The 15,721-nt window shown below is 58.6% G+C and carries 12 protein-coding genes and 1 tRNA gene; 6 read left to right on the plus strand and 7 right to left on the minus strand.

Annotated elements, in window-relative coordinates:
- Entirely contained in the window at positions 1 to 648 is a 648-nt protein-coding gene (nfsB, locus tag AR540_RS09560; protein ID WP_059228339.1) for an oxygen-insensitive NAD(P)H nitroreductase, read from the plus strand.
- A 355-nt stretch (positions 649 to 1,003) separates the two neighbouring features.
- On the opposite strand, the gene AR540_RS09565 is transcribed toward nfsB, so the two are convergent.
- Both AR540_RS09565 and AR540_RS09570 read right to left on the minus strand, forming a co-directional pair.
- Entirely contained in the window at positions 1,004 to 2,005 is a 1,002-nt protein-coding gene (locus tag AR540_RS09565) for an LLM class flavin-dependent oxidoreductase (protein WP_059228341.1), read from the minus strand.
- Positions 1,989 to 2,399 (minus strand): winged helix-turn-helix transcriptional regulator, encoded by a 411-nt coding sequence (locus AR540_RS09570; RefSeq protein ID WP_059228343.1) that lies wholly within the window; start codon positions 2,397 to 2,399, stop codon positions 1,989 to 1,991. Before AR540_RS09570 ends, AR540_RS09565 begins: the two co-directional genes overlap by 17 nt.
- Positions 2,400 to 2,594: 195 nt before the next feature.
- Here AR540_RS09570 and betI point away from each other — a divergent pair, with 195 nt between their 5' ends.
- From betI to betA, 3 genes are all read left to right on the plus strand, one after another.
- The gene (gene betI / locus AR540_RS09575) at positions 2,595 to 3,182 is read left to right on the plus strand and encodes a transcriptional regulator BetI (RefSeq protein ID WP_059228345.1); all 588 of its coding nucleotides are present in this window, start codon (positions 2,595 to 2,597) and stop codon (positions 3,180 to 3,182) included.
- 271 nt (positions 3,183 to 3,453) lie between these two features.
- On the plus strand, positions 3,454 to 4,926 hold the full coding sequence (gene betB / locus AR540_RS09580; RefSeq protein WP_059228347.1) for a betaine-aldehyde dehydrogenase: 1,473 nt from the start codon (positions 3,454 to 3,456) through the stop codon (positions 4,924 to 4,926).
- A gap of 92 nt (positions 4,927 to 5,018) precedes the next feature.
- Positions 5,019 to 6,761: a choline dehydrogenase gene (betA, locus tag AR540_RS09585; RefSeq protein ID WP_059228349.1), complete on the plus strand. Its 1,743-nt coding sequence runs from the start codon at positions 5,019 to 5,021 to the stop codon at positions 6,759 to 6,761.
- 147 nt (positions 6,762 to 6,908) lie between these two features.
- Here the strand turns inward: betA and AR540_RS09590 are convergent, their stop codons facing one another.
- Entirely contained in the window at positions 6,909 to 7,253 is a 345-nt protein-coding gene (locus AR540_RS09590; protein ID WP_059228350.1) for a hypothetical protein, read from the minus strand.
- A gap of 115 nt (positions 7,254 to 7,368) precedes the next feature.
- On the opposite strand from AR540_RS09590, the gene AR540_RS09595 reads away from it, so the two are divergent.
- A tRNA-Thr gene (locus AR540_RS09595) sits at positions 7,369 to 7,444 on the plus strand.
- Positions 7,445 to 7,593: 149 nt separating this feature from the next.
- Positions 7,594 to 9,585, plus strand: coding sequence for a DUF4214 domain-containing protein (locus tag AR540_RS09600; protein ID WP_065242526.1), 1,992 nt, complete (start codon positions 7,594 to 7,596; stop codon positions 9,583 to 9,585).
- A 70-nt stretch (positions 9,586 to 9,655) separates the two neighbouring features.
- On the opposite strand, the gene AR540_RS09605 is transcribed toward AR540_RS09600, so the two are convergent.
- The 4 genes from AR540_RS09605 to AR540_RS24775 all read right to left on the minus strand — a co-directional run bounded on the left by AR540_RS09605 (position 9,656) and on the right by AR540_RS24775 (position 15,652).
- The gene (locus AR540_RS09605) at positions 9,656 to 11,038 is read right to left on the minus strand and encodes a TolC family outer membrane protein (protein ID WP_082706966.1); all 1,383 of its coding nucleotides are present in this window, start codon (positions 11,036 to 11,038) and stop codon (positions 9,656 to 9,658) included.
- A gap of 3 nt (positions 11,039 to 11,041) precedes the next feature.
- Positions 11,042 to 12,361 (minus strand): HlyD family type I secretion periplasmic adaptor subunit, encoded by a 1,320-nt coding sequence (locus AR540_RS09610; RefSeq protein WP_059228353.1) that lies wholly within the window; start codon positions 12,359 to 12,361, stop codon positions 11,042 to 11,044.
- Entirely contained in the window at positions 12,358 to 14,118 is a 1,761-nt protein-coding gene (locus AR540_RS09615) for a type I secretion system permease/ATPase (RefSeq protein WP_059228355.1), read from the minus strand. The genes AR540_RS09610 and AR540_RS09615 overlap by 4 nt, the downstream gene beginning before the upstream one ends.
- 427 nt (positions 14,119 to 14,545) lie before the next feature.
- Positions 14,546 to 15,652 (minus strand): glycosyltransferase, encoded by a 1,107-nt coding sequence (locus AR540_RS24775; RefSeq protein ID WP_082707001.1) that lies wholly within the window; start codon positions 15,650 to 15,652, stop codon positions 14,546 to 14,548.
- Between the last annotated feature and the right edge of the window lie 69 nt (positions 15,653 to 15,721).

Genomic DNA, 15,721 nt, shown 5'->3' on the forward strand with positions numbered 1-15,721 from the left:
ATGCAGCTGTCCCAGATCGCCCGTACCCGCTACACCACCAAGGCCTTCGATGGCTCCCGCAGCATCCCCGCCGAACAGGTCGAGGAGTTGCTTGAGCTGCTGCGCCAGGCGCCGTCGTCGGTCAACTCCCAGCCCTGGCACTTCGTGGTCGCGGCCAGCGCCGAGGCCAAGGCCCGTATCGCCCGGGGCATGCAGAGCCCCTACAACGAACCCAAGGTGCTGCCGGCCTCCCACGTCATCGTGCTCTGCACCCGCCTGGAGATGACCGAGGGCCATCTGGCCCAGGTGCTGGAGCAGGAAGCCCGGGACGGCCGCTTCGCCAAGCCCGAGGCCCGCGCCACCCAGGACGGTACCCGCCGCCACTTCGTCGATCTGCATCGCCATGAGCGCCAGGACGTGCAGCACTGGATGGAGAAGCAGACCTACCTGGCCCTGGGCACCCTGCTGCTGGGCGCCGCCGCGCTGGGCATCGATGCCACCCCGATGGAAGGCTTCGACGCCAACAGCCTGGACCAGGAACTGGGTCTGCGCGAGCAGGGCTACACCGCCCTGGTGGTGGTCGGCCTGGGCTATCGTGGCGAAAGCGACTTCAACGCCGTCCTGCCCAAGTCCCGCCTGCCCCGCAAGCAGGTCTTCACCTTCCTGTAAACGCAGAGCCCCGTAGCGTGGATAACGGCGCAGCCTTATCCACAATTCCCGCCAGTACCAGCCAGTGGAAAACGCTGCGCGGTTTTCCACGCTACGAGACGCGGCTCGTGTCGGTTGGGCTGAGCCCAACGAAGCCCAATAAAGCATTACCACGCTGTACGTATAAAAAAGCCGACCGTCGCAAGACGCTCGGCTTCTGTTTCTGGGCCATCGCGGCCATGGGCCGCTCCTACAGGGGCGATGTTTTTGTAGGAGCGGCCCATGGCCGCGATAGAAAGGTCGAGCTATAAACCGGAGTGGCCTCGATGAACCTTGGTTGGCTGAGCACAGCCAAACCCAAGGCTAATCGCTGCCATCAACCGCCCTTCAAATCCGCCAGGATCGAAAACGCCCGCAAGCGATCCGCCTGCTCATAGACGTCGCAAGTGAAGATCAGCTCGTCGGCATCGGTCTTCTCCAGCAGCAGCTCCAGGCGCTCCCGTACCCTGTCCGGTCCGCCGATCACCGCCATGCCGAGGAAACTCGACACCGACTCCTTCTCGTGGGGCAACCAGACGCCCTCCATGCTGCGCACCGGCGGTTGCAGACGCAGGCTATCGCCGCGGAACAGGGCGAGGATGCGCTGGTAGACGGTGGTGGCCAGGTAATTGGCTTCGTCGTCGCTGTCGGCCGCCACCAGGGGCACGCCGAGCATCACATAGGGGCGGTCGAGCGTCTTGGACGGCTGGAAATTCTCCCGGTACAGGCGGATCGCCTCGTGCACGTAGCGCGGTGCGAAGTGCGAGGCGAAGGCATAGGGCAGGCCCTTGGCCGCCGCCAATTGGGCACTGAACAGACTCGAACCCAGCAACCAGATCGGCACCTCGGTGCCCACGCCGGGCATGGCGATCACGCCCTGGCCGGGCTGCTGCGGGCCAAAATAATGCTGCAGTTCTTCCACATCCCGCGGGAAGTCGTCGGAACTGCCCAGACGGTCGCGGCGCAGGGCGTAGGCGGTGCGCTGGTCCGAACCCGGTGCGCGGCCGAGGCCCAGTTCGATCCGCCCCGGATACAACGATGCCAGGGTGCCGAACTGCTCGGCCACCACCAGCGGCGCATGGTTGGGCAGCATGATGCCGCCCGAGCCCAGGCGCAGGGTACTGGTGCCGGCGGCCAGATAGCCCAGCAACACGCTGGTCGCGGAGCTGGCGATACCATCCATGTTGTGGTGCTCCGCCACCCAATAGCGGGAAAAATCGAGCTGTTCGACATGCCGCGCCAGGGTCAGGGCATTGTGCAGCGCCTGGGTCGCATCGCCATCGTCGCGGATGGGGACGAGGTCGAGGACCGACAGGGCGGTCTTAGAGAGACGAGTCATCAGGGATCTCCTCGGCGGCCTGGTCGTAGGCCGCCCTGTGGCGCTGAATGAGAGGCTGCTTCGCGGACGCCCAGGCGGCCAGGGCGCCTACCGGCACCATCAGGCTCTGGCCCAGCGCAGTGAGGGCATACTCCACCTGGGGCGGCTTGCTCGGCGTCACGGTGCGCGAGATCAGGCCATCGCGCTCCAGCTGGCGCAGGGTGACACTGAGCATGCGCTGGGAAATACCGTCGACGCGCCGGCGCAATTCGTTGAAGCGCAGCGGACCGGCCTCCAGGGTGAACAACGTGAGCAGGGACCAGGCATCGCCGATCCGATCCAGCACATCCCGGATCGGACAGGCATGGGCATGCAAACGACGGCGACTGGAGATACGACTGACCACGGCGTCCATGACGATCCTCGAAGCAGAACTGACTCCAGCCTACGCCTTTCAGGCGGTTATTAAAAGTAACCACCCGTCAGGGCTGGTGCTGGGACCTTAGCCAAGGCACAATCCAGAAGATCGTAGTGTTTTTTATTGATTGAACGTTCAATAAAAAATAGTTACCCTCGGAGGCTCCTTCCGCTCCATTTAAGGAGACGCTCCGTGCCCAAGGTCGGGATGCAACCCATCCGCCGCTCGCAGCTGATCGCCGCGACCCTCGAAGCCGTCGACGAAGTCGGCATGGGCGATGCCAGTATCGCCTTCATCGCCCGTAAGGCCGGCGTCTCCAACGGCATCATCAGCCACTACTTCCAAGACAAGAACGGTCTGCTCGAAGCCACCATGCGGCACCTGATGAATGCCCTGCGCCAGGCCGTGCGCGAACGGCGGGCAGTTCTTCCCGATGACGATCCCACTGCCAACCTGCGTGCCATCATCCAGGGCAACTTCGACGATACCCAGGTCAGCGGGCCGGCCATGAAGACCTGGCTGGCCTTCTGGGCCACCAGCATGCACCAGCCCAACCTGCGTCGGCTGCAACGCATCAACGACCTGCGCCTCTACTCCAACCTCTGCTGGCAATTCCGCCGCCTGCTGCCTCGCGACCAGGCCCGCGCCGCCGCCCGCGGCCTGGCCGCCATCATCGACGGCCTCTGGCTGCGTGGCGCCCTCTCAGGCGACACCTTCAATACCCAGCAAGCCCTGCAGATCGCCTACGATTACCTGGATCTGCAACTGGCCAAGGCCTGACCGCCCCCACCCCTGCCGTCATCGATGGCAGGGTGCTCCGCCCCTGTCTCCCGCCCGCTGCATCCCTTTCTGCCGATCCGCTGCCGTCGCGCCCAAGCCTATCTAGACCGCCCATCGAGCCGTCTCCGCACGACCGCGAATTTTTCATTGATTGAACGTTCAATAAAAATTAAGTAGACTGGATTCATCGCTGGAGCAGAAAGGCCTCGCCTCTCGCTCCCCCTGTGTTCCTCGCGGGTGCCACGGCGCCCGCCCAGCTTGGGAGATCGTCATGGCCCGTTTCGCCGAACAGCAGCTCTACATCGGTGGCCGTTACGTCGCCGCCACCAGCGGCGTCACCTTCGAAACCATCAATCCGGCCACCGGCGAAGTCCTCGCCAACGTCCAGCGCGCCAGCCGCGCCGACGTCGACAAGGCAGTCGAAGCCGCCGCTGCCGGTCAGAAGGTCTGGGCCGCGATGACCGCCATGCAGCGCTCGCGCATCCTGCGCAAGGCCGTGGACATCCTCCGTGAGCGCAACGACGAACTGGCCCTGCTGGAAACCCTGGATACCGGCAAGGCCCTGTCCGAGACCCAGGCCGTCGACATCGTCACCGGTGCCGACGTGCTCGAGTATTACGCCGGCCTGATCCCCGCCCTGGAAGGCGAGCAGATCCCGCTACGCGAGACCTCCTTCATCTATACCCGCCGCGAGCCGCTGGGCGTGGTCGCCGGTATCGGCGCCTGGAACTACCCGATCCAGATCGCCCTGTGGAAATCCGCCCCAGCCCTGGCCGCCGGCAACGCCATGATCTTCAAGCCCAGCGAAGTCACCCCGCTGAGCGCCCTGAAGCTCGCCGAGATCTACACCGAGGCCGGGCTGCCCGCTGGCGTGTTCAACGTCGTCAATGGCCAGGGCCGTGAGGTCGGCGCTGCCATCACCGAGCATCCCGGCATCGAGAAGGTCTCCTTCACCGGCGGCGTGGACACCGGCAAGAAGGTCATGGCCAGCGCCGCTGGTTCGACGCTCAAGGAAGTCACCATGGAACTGGGGGGCAAGTCGCCGCTGATCGTCTGCGCCGACGCCGACCTCGAGCGCGCCGCCGATATCGCCGTCATGGCCAACTTCTTCAGCTCCGGCCAGGTCTGCACCAACGGTACCCGTGTCTTCGTACCCCAGACGCTCAAGGCCGAGTTCGAAGCCAAGATCCTCGAACGCGTCAAGCGCATCCGCCTGGGCGACCCGCTGGCCGCCGAGACCAACTTCGGCCCCATGGTCAGCTTCGCCCACATGGAAAGCGTGCTCGACTACATCGCCAAGGGCCGCGCCGAGGGCGCCCGCCTGCTGACCGGCGGCGAGCGGGCCACCGACGGTGCCCTGGCCAAGGGTGCCTTCATCACCCCCACCGTCTTCACCGACTGCCGCGACGACATGACCATCGTCCGTGAAGAGATCTTCGGCCCGGTCATGAGCATCCTGGCCTACCGCGACGAGGACGAAGTCGTCCGTCGCGCCAACGCTACCGAGTTCGGTCTGGCCGCTGGCGTCGTGACCCGCGACCTGGCCCGCGCCCATCGCCTGATCCATCGCCTGGAAGCCGGCATCTGCTGGATCAACACCTGGGGCGAATCCCCTGCCGAGATGCCCGTCGGTGGCTACAAGCAGTCCGGCGTCGGTCGCGAGAACGGCATCTCCACCCTCGGCCACTACACCCGCATCAAGTCGGTGCAGGTCGAGCTGGGCGACTACGCCTCGATCTTCTGAGCCGCCCCAGGCAGCGCTTTTCTCCCCTCTCCGCCAGGAGGGGGTCCGGGGATGGGGCCACCGTCCCACCCACCGTCAGGAGGAGAAACTTCATGGCACACGAATTCGACTACATCGTCATCGGCGCCGGCTCGGCCGGCAACGTCCTGGCCACCCGGCTGACCGAAGACCAGGACGTCACCGTCCTGCTGCTGGAAGCCGGCGGCCCCGACTATCGCCTGGACTTCCGCACCCAGATGCCCGCGGCCCTGGCCTATCCACTGCAGGGCAAGAGATACAACTGGGCCTACCAGACCGAACCCGAGCCGCACATGGACAACCGCCGGATGGAATGCGGCCGTGGCAAGGGCCTGGGTGGCTCTTCGCTGATCAACGGCATGTGCTACATCCGCGGCAACGCCCTGGACTACGATAACTGGGCCCAACTCGACGGCCTGGAGGACTGGACCTATCTCGACTGCCTGCCCTACTTCCGCAAGGCCGAGCGCCGCGACGTCGGCGCCAACGACTGGCATGGCGGCGACGGCCCGGTCTCGGTGACCACCGCCAAGCCGAACACCAATCCGCTGTTCGAAGCCATGGTCGAGGCCGGGGTCCAGGCCGGCTATCCGCGCACCGAAGACCTCAATGGCTACCAGCAGGAAGGCTTCGGCCCGATGGACCGCTTCGTCACCCCCGACGGTCGTCGTTCCAGCACCGCGCGTGGCTACCTGGACCAGGCCAAGGGTCGCCCGAACCTGACCATCGTCACCCACGCCACCACCGATCGCATCCTCTTCGACGGCAAGCGCGCCAGCGGTGTCGCCTACATGAAGGGCGATTCCCTGGAAGCCATCACCGTGCGTGCCCGCCATGAAGTGCTGCTCTGCGCCGGCGCCATCGCCTCGCCGCAGATCCTGCAGCGCTCCGGCGTCGGCCCCGCGCCGCTACTGCGGCGCTTCGACATCCCGCTGGTGCTGGATCTGCCCGGCGTTGGCCAGAATCTGCAGGATCACCTGGAGATGTACCTGCAGTACGAATGCAAGCAGCCGGTCTCCCTCTACCCGGCGCTGAAGTGGTACAACCAGCCGCAGATCGGCCTGGAATGGATGCTCAAGGGTACCGGCCTGGGCGCCACCAACCACTTCGAGGCGGGCGCCTTCATCCGCTCCAGCGAGGAATTCGACTGGCCCAACATCCAGTACCACTTCCTGCCGATCGCCATCAATTACAACGGCACCAACGCCATCGAGGCCCATGGCTTCCAGGCCCACGTCGGCTCCATGAGATCGCCCAGCCGCGGCCGCATCGAACTGACCTCGCGCGATCCGCGCCAGCATCCCAGCATCCTGTTCAACTACATGAGCACCGAGCAGGACTGGCGTGAATTCCGCGACGGCATCCGCCTCACCCGCGAGATCATGCAACAGCCGGCGCTGGACCCCTACCGCGGCGAAGAGATCAACCCGGGCCGTGACTGCGTGACCGATGCCCAGCTGGATGCCTTCGTGCGCTCCCACGCCGAGACCGCCTATCACCCGTCCTGCTCCAACAAGATGGGTACCGACGACATGGCGGTGGTCGACGGTGCCGGTCGTGTCCACGGCCTGGAAGGCCTGCGCGTGGTGGACGCCTCCATCATGCCGATCATCGCCACGGGCAATCTCAACGCCCCGACCATCATGATCGCCGAGAAGATCGCCGACAAAATCCGCGGCCGCGCCCCGCTGCCGCGCAGCAATGCTGCCTACTACGTCGCCAACGGCGCCCCGGTGCGCGGTACCCCGCTGCGTGACGTCAACGGTCAGCGTGCCGCCGAGCCGGTCCCGCAGCGCCGCGAACAGCCGGCTGCCTGACTTCAGGCGTGAACGCAGGAAGGGCGCTCATGGGCGCCCTTCTTGTAGCTGGTTTTTCGGTTTTCAGACTACCTTAGCTCATTCCTCACGCTCTTCCCCCTCTCCCTCCGGGAGAGGGCCGGGGTAAGGGTAGTCCGAACGCTCACCTCACAGACAATCCTTCACCGCCGTCAAAATAGTCCGCGGCCGCAGCGGATTGTTCGCCATCTGCTCACGCAGCTGGATCCGCGTCCCGCGCGATGCCGACCCGATATCGATGATTGCCGCGGTCGCCCCAGGCACCTTGCTGTCCACCAGCACCCGCTGGCTGTTGCCCTGCGGCTGGACCTCCACGTGGCGCCCATCCTTCTCCAGCCCGACAACCAGACAGCTCCGGTAATCCTCGGCACTCTTGCCCGTGCGCAGCTCCATCGGCGGATTGCGCTCCAGATTCGCCTGGCTGGTGCAACCCGCCAGTGCAGCGGCCAGTACGGCCAGGGTCTTGGCTCTCATCAAAGGCTCCTTGCAGCTTCAGCTTCCATTTTACCGCCCCGCACTTATGCCTGGCTTAACCAGCGCACATCCTTGGTTTACAAGGGCTTTTCCATGGCTATAATGGCCTCCCCTTGCCGGTATAGCTCAGCTGGTAGAGCAACTGACTTGTAATCAGTAGGTCCCGGGTTCGACTCCTGGTGCCGGCACCATCACTCGAAAGCCATCTAGCGTCGGCTTTTCCGCTTCACCTCTAGCGGCAAACGGTCGAAAAGCTGCGATAGGCAGCTCCCGATTTGTGCGCTCTGTCACATCTGCTTATGTATCATTCCTGACACAAAGGGCTCTTTGGTATTTCAGGATGATCGAGATAAACGTTCGTAACGTATCCCCTTACAAGCAGGTTTGCTACATCCAGACCTACTTTCCCGATGGCACCGTGTTGCGCGGCTCCGGCACCGTTGTCGGTGCCAATGACGTCCTAACCGCACTACATGTGGTGTATGACGCCAAATATGGCGGCTGGGCGAAAAAAATCGTCGTCACGCCAGCCGCTGATGTTGATGATCATACGGGAGCCTTCTCTGCTGAACTAGGCACCTATGGGGCTAGCAGGGTCATTGGCTATTCGGGCAACTGGGATACCGACGGTAATGGTTCACCAAGCCCGGAGGAATCGGGTCATGACCTCGCGCTGATAGGTCTGGAGGTGAACCTCGGCAACGTCACGGGTTCGCTAGGTTACTCATCGTCAACCGCCTCGGGCTTCTCGGGTACGATGCTCGGTTATCCCGCGAGTGGTACCGGGCTCATGATGGACGTAGGAAACTCAACCTACTTTTCGCGCTACCCGCTCTACGAGGTGAATGGAGGCCTGGGTTCCGGGGCATCCGGAGGCCCGCTGCTGGATGCAAATGGACAAATCCGCGGCGTGCTGTCTGCCGGTGACGCAAACGATACGTTCTCGTGGTATGCCGCGCTGACGGGCGATAACGCCACCTGGCTGAATCAGCAGTTGACCGCCAACGATGACCTGCTTGCGGATAGCATCTATCGTCCGACGGGCGCCGGCGTTTCCAGCGGTACCACGCTCGGAGACGTATTCTTTGAATACCAGCTGGGCTTCAATAGGAAAGTCACTCAGTTATACGGCTATCAAGACGCAGACTCCTTGATAATGAGTGGAAATTACGGGAGCTATACGCTCACCACTCAAGCCACTGATGGCTCTCTCAAAGTGTTTAACAAAGTGACAGGAAACACCTCCTACCTGCACGATATCAACGCGCTATTCTTTAATGACAAAACCCTTTTTGTCCTGACCGAAGATCAAGCTCAGATAGCGCGGCTGTACACCGTTTTCAATAGGACACCCGACTATCAAGGACTGGCAAACTGGATAAATGCCCATGATCACGGCATGACCTTCAAGCAGATCGCCAATTCCTTCTCGCAGTCCCAAGAGTTTGCGATAAAGTATAACGCGGTAGACAACACCGGCTTTATCAACCAACTTTATAATATTATCCTGGGTAGAACCGCTGATTCCAGCGGGGTCGCGAACTGGAAAAACGCGCTTGATCACGGGATGAGTCGTGGCGAGGCGATGATCGAGTTTACCAACTCGGCAGAAAACAAGATTCGCACCGAGGGTAGCTCGGGCTTCGTCCAAATAGCTAATCACAGTGCTTGGACTGACGCCGACATCTCGATCATCAAGGGCGTAGTGTTTGGTAGCGGTTATGCTGACGGCATCGCCGAGAATCAACTGGTGCTGGATGGCAATCAAAGCACTGTGCTAGGTGGTGGCGGAGTCGATACTCTTTACTTCACTGGAACGTCTCAAAGCTACCAACGCTCTACCGATTCCGCAAGTGACAATAAAGTCTACGTCAATACCGTTAGCGGAAGCGAAAGGCTGGAACTGCATGACATGAACGTCTTGAGCTTCCAAGATAAAAATGTTTTCATCTTGGACGCTGATCAAGCCCAAATTGCCAGGCTATATACCGTATTTGGTAGAAACCCCGATGTGCAAGGGCTACAAAATTGGTTTCAAGCAGAAAAAAATGGGATGGCATTCCACGATATTGCAGATAGCTTTTCGAGATCACAGGAATTTGCCAATCGTTATAATGCTGTCGACAACCTGGGTTTTGCCAAACAGCTGTATAGCACTATTCTTGGAAGAGAAGGAGAAGCGGCAGGCCTGGCCAATTGGAAAGCGCAGCTCGATAATGGCCTGAGCCGAGGAGACGCCATGATTGCCTTTACCGATTCGCAGGAAAACCATAACCGTACCGAAGGTCAAGACGGCTTCATTCAACTAGTCGGTAATAGCGACTGGGTATGATACGCCACTGAAGCAAAAGACCCGCGCCTGCGGGTCTTTTTTGTACCAAGAGCTCAGACTCTCCTCGCTTCTACCCTTTCCCAGTTGCCTTCTGACCAGACTTATCGTCTGGATGCGAGACACTCAACCAGCCATTGATCCTCTGAACATCAATGTCTTCGAAACCGCCACTCCAACGCAGCAACACCAGTTGATTTGTTATGAAATCATACCGTGCCTGTAGGTAGTCTCTTTTGGCGGAATACTCCTGTTGAACGGCATTGAGCACATCTACCGCTGTCGCAACGCCTAGGCTGAGTGCACGCTCACTGGCCTCGCGTGATTTGACCGCAGACTCCAGAGCGTAGCGCGAAGATGCGATTTTCGCCAAATCCGCTCTACTCCTCAGGTATGCCATGCGTGTTTCCTTTATCACTTGGCGTCGAATCGCTTCGTAGTCTTGTTCAGCGCTGTCACGCGAACCATAGGAGCTAGCAACTCGAGCCGCCGTAGAGCCTCCACTGTAAAGTGGTATTTGCAGACTAATGGTAGCGGAATAAGTATTAATCGCCGACGACGCCAACACGTTATCGTAAACAAAGTCACTGCGCTGCGCACCCAGGTTGAAACTCAAGGTTGGCAAATGCCCGGCCTTGGCTTCCGCAATACCTGAATTGGCCGCCTCTACCGCATGTTGTTTCGATTGCAGCGCCGGATTGCGTGAAACAGCCAACCCGACCCACTGCTCTTCGGTTCCCTGAGGCATGGCTAAAGGGGCTTTCTCATCGAGACGCTTTAACGACTGGTATACAGACCGGCCTACCAGTTCAGCAAGAGATTCACGAGCGACAACGGTTTGGTTGCGCGCTTCGATCTCCTGTGTTTTCAAACTGTCAACCTTGGCCGACAACTGAAGAACATCTGTGATAGTCGACATATGTCTGTCGAAAAGAGCCTGCATACGGTCCAGGCTGCGCTGCGTTGCAATACGCTGAGCAATGATAAGATCCAGTCCGTCGTCCGCCGCCAAAGCCGCAAAATATCGCTGTACCAAGTCTGCGGCTGACTGGGTTTTGGCATCGTCATACTGTGCACGGTACTGCTGAGTTAGCTGGCTGTAGCGTTTGAAACCTCTCCATGCAGCAGGATTGTAAAGAGCCTGACTAAGGGAAAGACTATAGTTCTCACCATTGTACCTTTGATTTTGAAAAGCCTCTTCGCGCCTGACGCGGCTGCTGGAGGCTCCGGCGCTTAGCTGTGGTAAAAGCTGCCCGAAAGAAGCACGCTCCTGGCCCTCGCCGGTTCGAACCTGAGCCTCAGCGCCTTGTAGACGCGGATCAGAGTGCACGCTTTCTTGATACAGGTGCCACAGGTCGATGCTATCTGCCTGATTATCAATTTCGGCAGCCTGCACCCAGGCTGGGAACGGGCCGAAGACCAATAGGCACAGGACCGCCCGCTGAACGTTCCTCATCCACTACTCCTCGATCATGGAGCGCGCCATGGCATTGCGAGCGGGCTTGAGCAGATACTGCAACATCGTGCGCGACCCTGTATTGATCAACACTTCTGCCGGCATTCCAGGAACCAGCTCCCGCACGCCTAGATCCTTCATTCCCTGCTCCGTGAGCCTCACTCTCCCCAGATAATATGCCGTGCCGTCGCGATCATTGATGAGGCGATCAGCCGATACGTAGATCAACTCGCCTTCGAGAATCGGAGTAGTCGCGTTGCTGAAGGCAGTGAAACGTATCTCCGCTTTGGTACCGAGAGCGATCCGATCGATATCCTTGGGATCGATATGTACCTCCACTACCAAATTGGCGTCTTCGGGAACAATATCGAGCAAATTCGTTCCGGGTTGTACTACGCCACCCAACGTATGCACAGCTAGCCCCATCACCATGCCGTCTACCGGGGCTCTTACCAAGGTGCGATCAAGCCGATCCTGCAACGCGCTCAGTCGCTCCCTCGCTTCATATACATGAGTACGGACGTCCGCCAGCTTGTTGGCAACTTCGGATTTGAAGCGTTGAGTGTTTTGTAGGATCTGCAGGCGGATGTCGCTGATCTGCACGTTGGCGCGGGCCACGGATGAGCGTTGATCAACAATCTCAGCCTGCAGCCGTGCCAGATTCCGTTCCTGATCACGCAAACGCTCGTTACTGACGAAACCGTCCTTCAATAGAGAGCGAAGATCCGTGATCTCGTTGGAATATGACTTCACAAGGCTCTCCTTGCTGACGATGACTTCGCGGTAACCCTTGATCTGTTGCTCCAGCTCGGCCGCCTTGTTCCGCAACACCTCTATCTCGCCACGCCGCGCAGCACGTCCTGCTAGAAAAATCTGGCGCTCACTCCCCCTCGCCTCTTGGACCCGGCGATCCTGGGCGGAAAAATCACTATCGATGAACGCCACATCATCGGCATCGTCCCGCTCGGCGATCAACCTCGCCTCCTGAGCTTGTGCCGCGATGAGCTGGCTGCGAGCAGCCTCCCGCTCGGCACTGACCTGAGTATTGTCCAACACGAGGAGAACCTCGCCCGCCTTGACACGGTCCCCATCGCGAACCCGAATTTCCCGAACAATGCCGCCCTCCAGATGCTGGACGGTCTTGCGATGGCTATCGACCGAAACTGTTCCAGAGGTGAAGGCGGCACTATTCAAAGGCGCAATCGCGGCCCAACCTCCACCAAGACCAAATACGACAAACAAGATGATGAAGCCCAAGCGGCAGATAGGCCTATCGTCGACCTTGATTCCCGCTGCCTCCGCCTCGCTATCAAGACTGCTCATGCCCTAGTCTCTCCAGCTTCTCCAGATTTGGACGGTAAGCTGCCCGATCCTGCCAAGGAGGGTGAAGGTACGCCATGTTTTGCCTGGAGCTGCGCCAGGACCTGATCTCGTGGGCCGGACATAGATATCTGCCCCTCGCTAAGGACCAACAGGTTATCCACGTAGGCCAGCACGTTCGCCCTGTGAGTCACGACAAACAAGGTTGTCCCGTTACGCTTCAATTGCAAAAGCGCCTGGCCCAGCGCCTGTTCACCAACGTCATCGAGGTTGGAGTTGGGCTCGTCAAGGATCACTAATTTAGGATCGCCATATACGGCCCTGGCCAGCCCGATACGCTGTCGCTGCCCGCCCGACAAGACACCTGCCTGTGCCCCTAAAACGGTGTCATACCCCTGCGGTAGTCGTAATATCATCTCATGCACACCGGCCAACTTTGCTGCAGCGACTACCTTCTGCGAGTCCACTTCGCTGAAACGAGCGATATTCGCCGCGACGGACCCCTCAAAAAGTTCGATATCTTGGGGAAGATATCCAATCGAACAGCCGATCGCCGCACGATCCAATTGAGTGATATCGGCACCGTCCAATCTCACCTTACCGGCTTGGGCCGGCCAGACACCCAGCAAGGCACGCGCCAACGTTGATTTGCCCGAGGCGCTTGGACCAAGCACCCCTACGGAGGCGCCAGGAGGAGCTCTGAAACTGATTCCTCTAATCACTGGTAACTGTCCAGCTGGCGGCGTCACCACCAGTTGCTCGACGAGCAAGTCTCCTTTGGGCTCGGGCAGCGGCATACGAGGAGGGTCGATGGGAATCTGCTGAAGTACGTTGTTGAGTCGGGCGTACTGACCGCGTGCCGTGATAAATCCCTTCCAGTTAGCGATCATTTGATCGATGGGCGCCAAAGCGCGACTGGTTAACAATGAGGCAGCCGTCATGACACCCGGCGTCACTTCGTTGTTGATCACCAGATAAGCCCCAAGACCCAGCATGAACGACTGTAGCAGGAGCCTCCACGTACGCGAGATATTGCTAATCGCTCCGCCTAGCTCACTCGCACGGCCTTGTAGTGCCAGAACGCGATAGCCGAAGGTCTTCCAACCCTTCAATAGATTGGGAAGCATGCCCATCGACTCAACGACCTCGGAATTACGCAGGCTTTTCTCTGCAAAGCTGAGTGCAGAGGCATGCTCACGGTTAGCTTCCGCCAATCGACTTCCGGTCATTTTTTCATTAGCAAAAGCCAGCATCAGAGCGACAGCGGCGCCAAACACGGTCAGCACTCCAAACCACGGATGGAAGAAAAACATGATACCGATATAGATTGGCATCCAAGGTGCATCGAAGAATGCAAATAAGCCATTTCCGGTCAAAAACTGCCGCAGCCCTGAAAGATCGCTCATAGGCTGGGTGGATGAGGCATTACCATTGGAGTACAGGGCACGCTTGAAGCTGGCATTGAAAACTCGTTCACTCAGAAGCAACTCCAAGCGCGTAGAAATCCGAATTAATATACGAGACCTGATCCACTCCAGAGCGCCGTAGGTGACCATCAAAATCACCATGATCAATGTCAGCATGGTTAGCGTCACGACGCTTCTACTGCTAACCACACGATCATAGACTTCCAACATATAAAATGATGGAACCAGCAGTAGCACATTCGTGAACAAACTAAAGAAGCCAACGGCCATGAAACTACGTCGACACTGCTTCAGGGCACGACCTATTTCTGAACCTTCATCGAAAAGAAACATAAGTTTTCAGCCACATCTATAAACACCTCGCCTATAAATGAAATCGAGCAAACAGCGAGACCGGTTCGCACGTGGGTAGCATAAAACAGCGCTTAACGCCTTTACATACCAACGAGCCTCTAAACAAGTCCATTGAGCAGAAATATCCGGGCCCGAGGATCGCGATTGGACCTGCTGACGCCAAGCAGACGAGCGAAGAGGAGGCTCTCGATGATCCCAGCAGTGAAATATCGACCAGGCGGCGACTGCGGACGCCCATGCAGATCGGACGTCAGGGTGAACAGTACTCCTGTGTCACGTGATTGAAATTATATGCAACCTGTAAAGATCTAAAAGCCCTGCGTCACCTGTGTCTCTTCGCAACATAAGGGTGATCTACTCGACAAAACGCCACCTCGAAGCCATGTAAGCGCTCGCTCACAATAATTCAAATGATCCGCCGGTATAAATTTGCATATTTTTCCAGCATCGTACTGCTCTGAAAATTCGCCTCATAATGTCGTAACGCTTGCTCACCCATCTTCTGGGCCCTTATTGGGTCCCGCCATAAGCGGAGTAGTGCTTCCCGTAGCGCAAGCGGATCAGCAGGGCTAATAGCATAACCGGTCACTCCATCGATATTGATATCGCTCATTCCAGAGCCGATCTCGCACGAGATCATTGGCTTACCAAACATAGCTGCCTCTAGAAGAGATACGCCAAAGGCCTCGGATCGCAGGTGAGAAGGGAAAACGAATCCATAACACAATTTCAACAAGACTACTTTTTCAGTATCGGGTAGACGCCCGAGAAAATGCACATTCGAAAGGCCTAGTTGATCCGCTTCACTCTTGAGCTCTGCTGCCAATAGACCATCCCCAAGTACGACCAGCGGAATTCCGGTACCCTGCAAGGCACGCAGCAAATAGGTAAGGCCTTTGTAATATCTCAGAGCGCCTACAAACAGGAAAAAACGGCCACCCAAGCGGGCACGCCAATAGTCTTCCCGTTGCGAATCCACAACAGGATAGGAAGCCCGATCAAGACCGAATGGAATGACAGAGACCTTATCAGAAAACTCCCGGAGCACCGGACTGCTATCAGCATAGGCATTCGACGACGCCACAATTGCATCTACCTTACTGAGAAAGCGATTCATCAGGGGCTCGTAGAGCTTCATTAAGTTCTTTTGCTTAACGATGTCCGAATGATAAGTGACAACTGACGGCCTTTTCACCCGCGCCATAAAATGCGCCAGGTCCATATAGGGCCATGGAAAATGATAGTGCACAATATCTACTGATTCAGATAGCTCACGGAAATCTTTAAAACCCCGAATGGAAAAGGGGGTGGACGCAAATTGAAAAGATTGGCTAGATCGGTGTGCTAGGTGCTTACCTACCTTCTCATTACGCTCGCCGCCCCTGGGGCTCAAATACAAAACCTCTGATTCTATACCGTGATCAAATCCACCCTCACACAGCTGAAAAATGACTTGCTCTATACCTCCGAGATTGTCGGGTATGTATGTTTTGAAGAAATGAAGAACCCTGATCACGCTGAACCCTCGGTTACGACCACAACAGACTTTACACCTGTATAGAAAAAATTGACAGGATCAGGC

The organism is Pseudomonas sp. EpS/L25, from assembly GCF_001512295.1.
GTDB lineage: Bacteria > Pseudomonadota > Gammaproteobacteria > Pseudomonadales > Pseudomonadaceae > Chryseomonas.

Coding starts and splice junctions, on each gene's coding strand:
- nfsB (WP_059228339.1), top strand. CDS start 1: ATGCAGCTGTCCCAGATCGCCCGTACCCGCTACACCACCAAGGCCTTC.
- AR540_RS09565 (WP_059228341.1), bottom strand. CDS start 2,005: ATGACTCGTCTCTCTAAGACCGCCCTGTCGGTCCTCGACCTCGTCCCC.
- AR540_RS09570 (WP_059228343.1), bottom strand. CDS start 2,399: ATGGACGCCGTGGTCAGTCGTATCTCCAGTCGCCGTCGTTTGCATGCC.
- betB (WP_059228347.1), top strand. CDS start 3,454: ATGGCCCGTTTCGCCGAACAGCAGCTCTACATCGGTGGCCGTTACGTC.
- betA (WP_059228349.1), top strand. CDS start 5,019: ATGGCACACGAATTCGACTACATCGTCATCGGCGCCGGCTCGGCCGGC.
- AR540_RS09590 (WP_059228350.1), bottom strand. CDS start 7,253: ATGAGAGCCAAGACCCTGGCCGTACTGGCCGCTGCACTGGCGGGTTGC.
- AR540_RS09600 (WP_065242526.1), top strand. CDS start 7,594: ATGATCGAGATAAACGTTCGTAACGTATCCCCTTACAAGCAGGTTTGC.
- AR540_RS09605 (WP_082706966.1), bottom strand. CDS start 11,038: ATGAGGAACGTTCAGCGGGCGGTCCTGTGCCTATTGGTCTTCGGCCCG.
- AR540_RS09610 (WP_059228353.1), bottom strand. CDS start 12,361: ATGAGCAGTCTTGATAGCGAGGCGGAGGCAGCGGGAATCAAGGTCGAC.
- AR540_RS09615 (WP_059228355.1), bottom strand. CDS start 14,118: ATGTTTCTTTTCGATGAAGGTTCAGAAATAGGTCGTGCCCTGAAGCAG.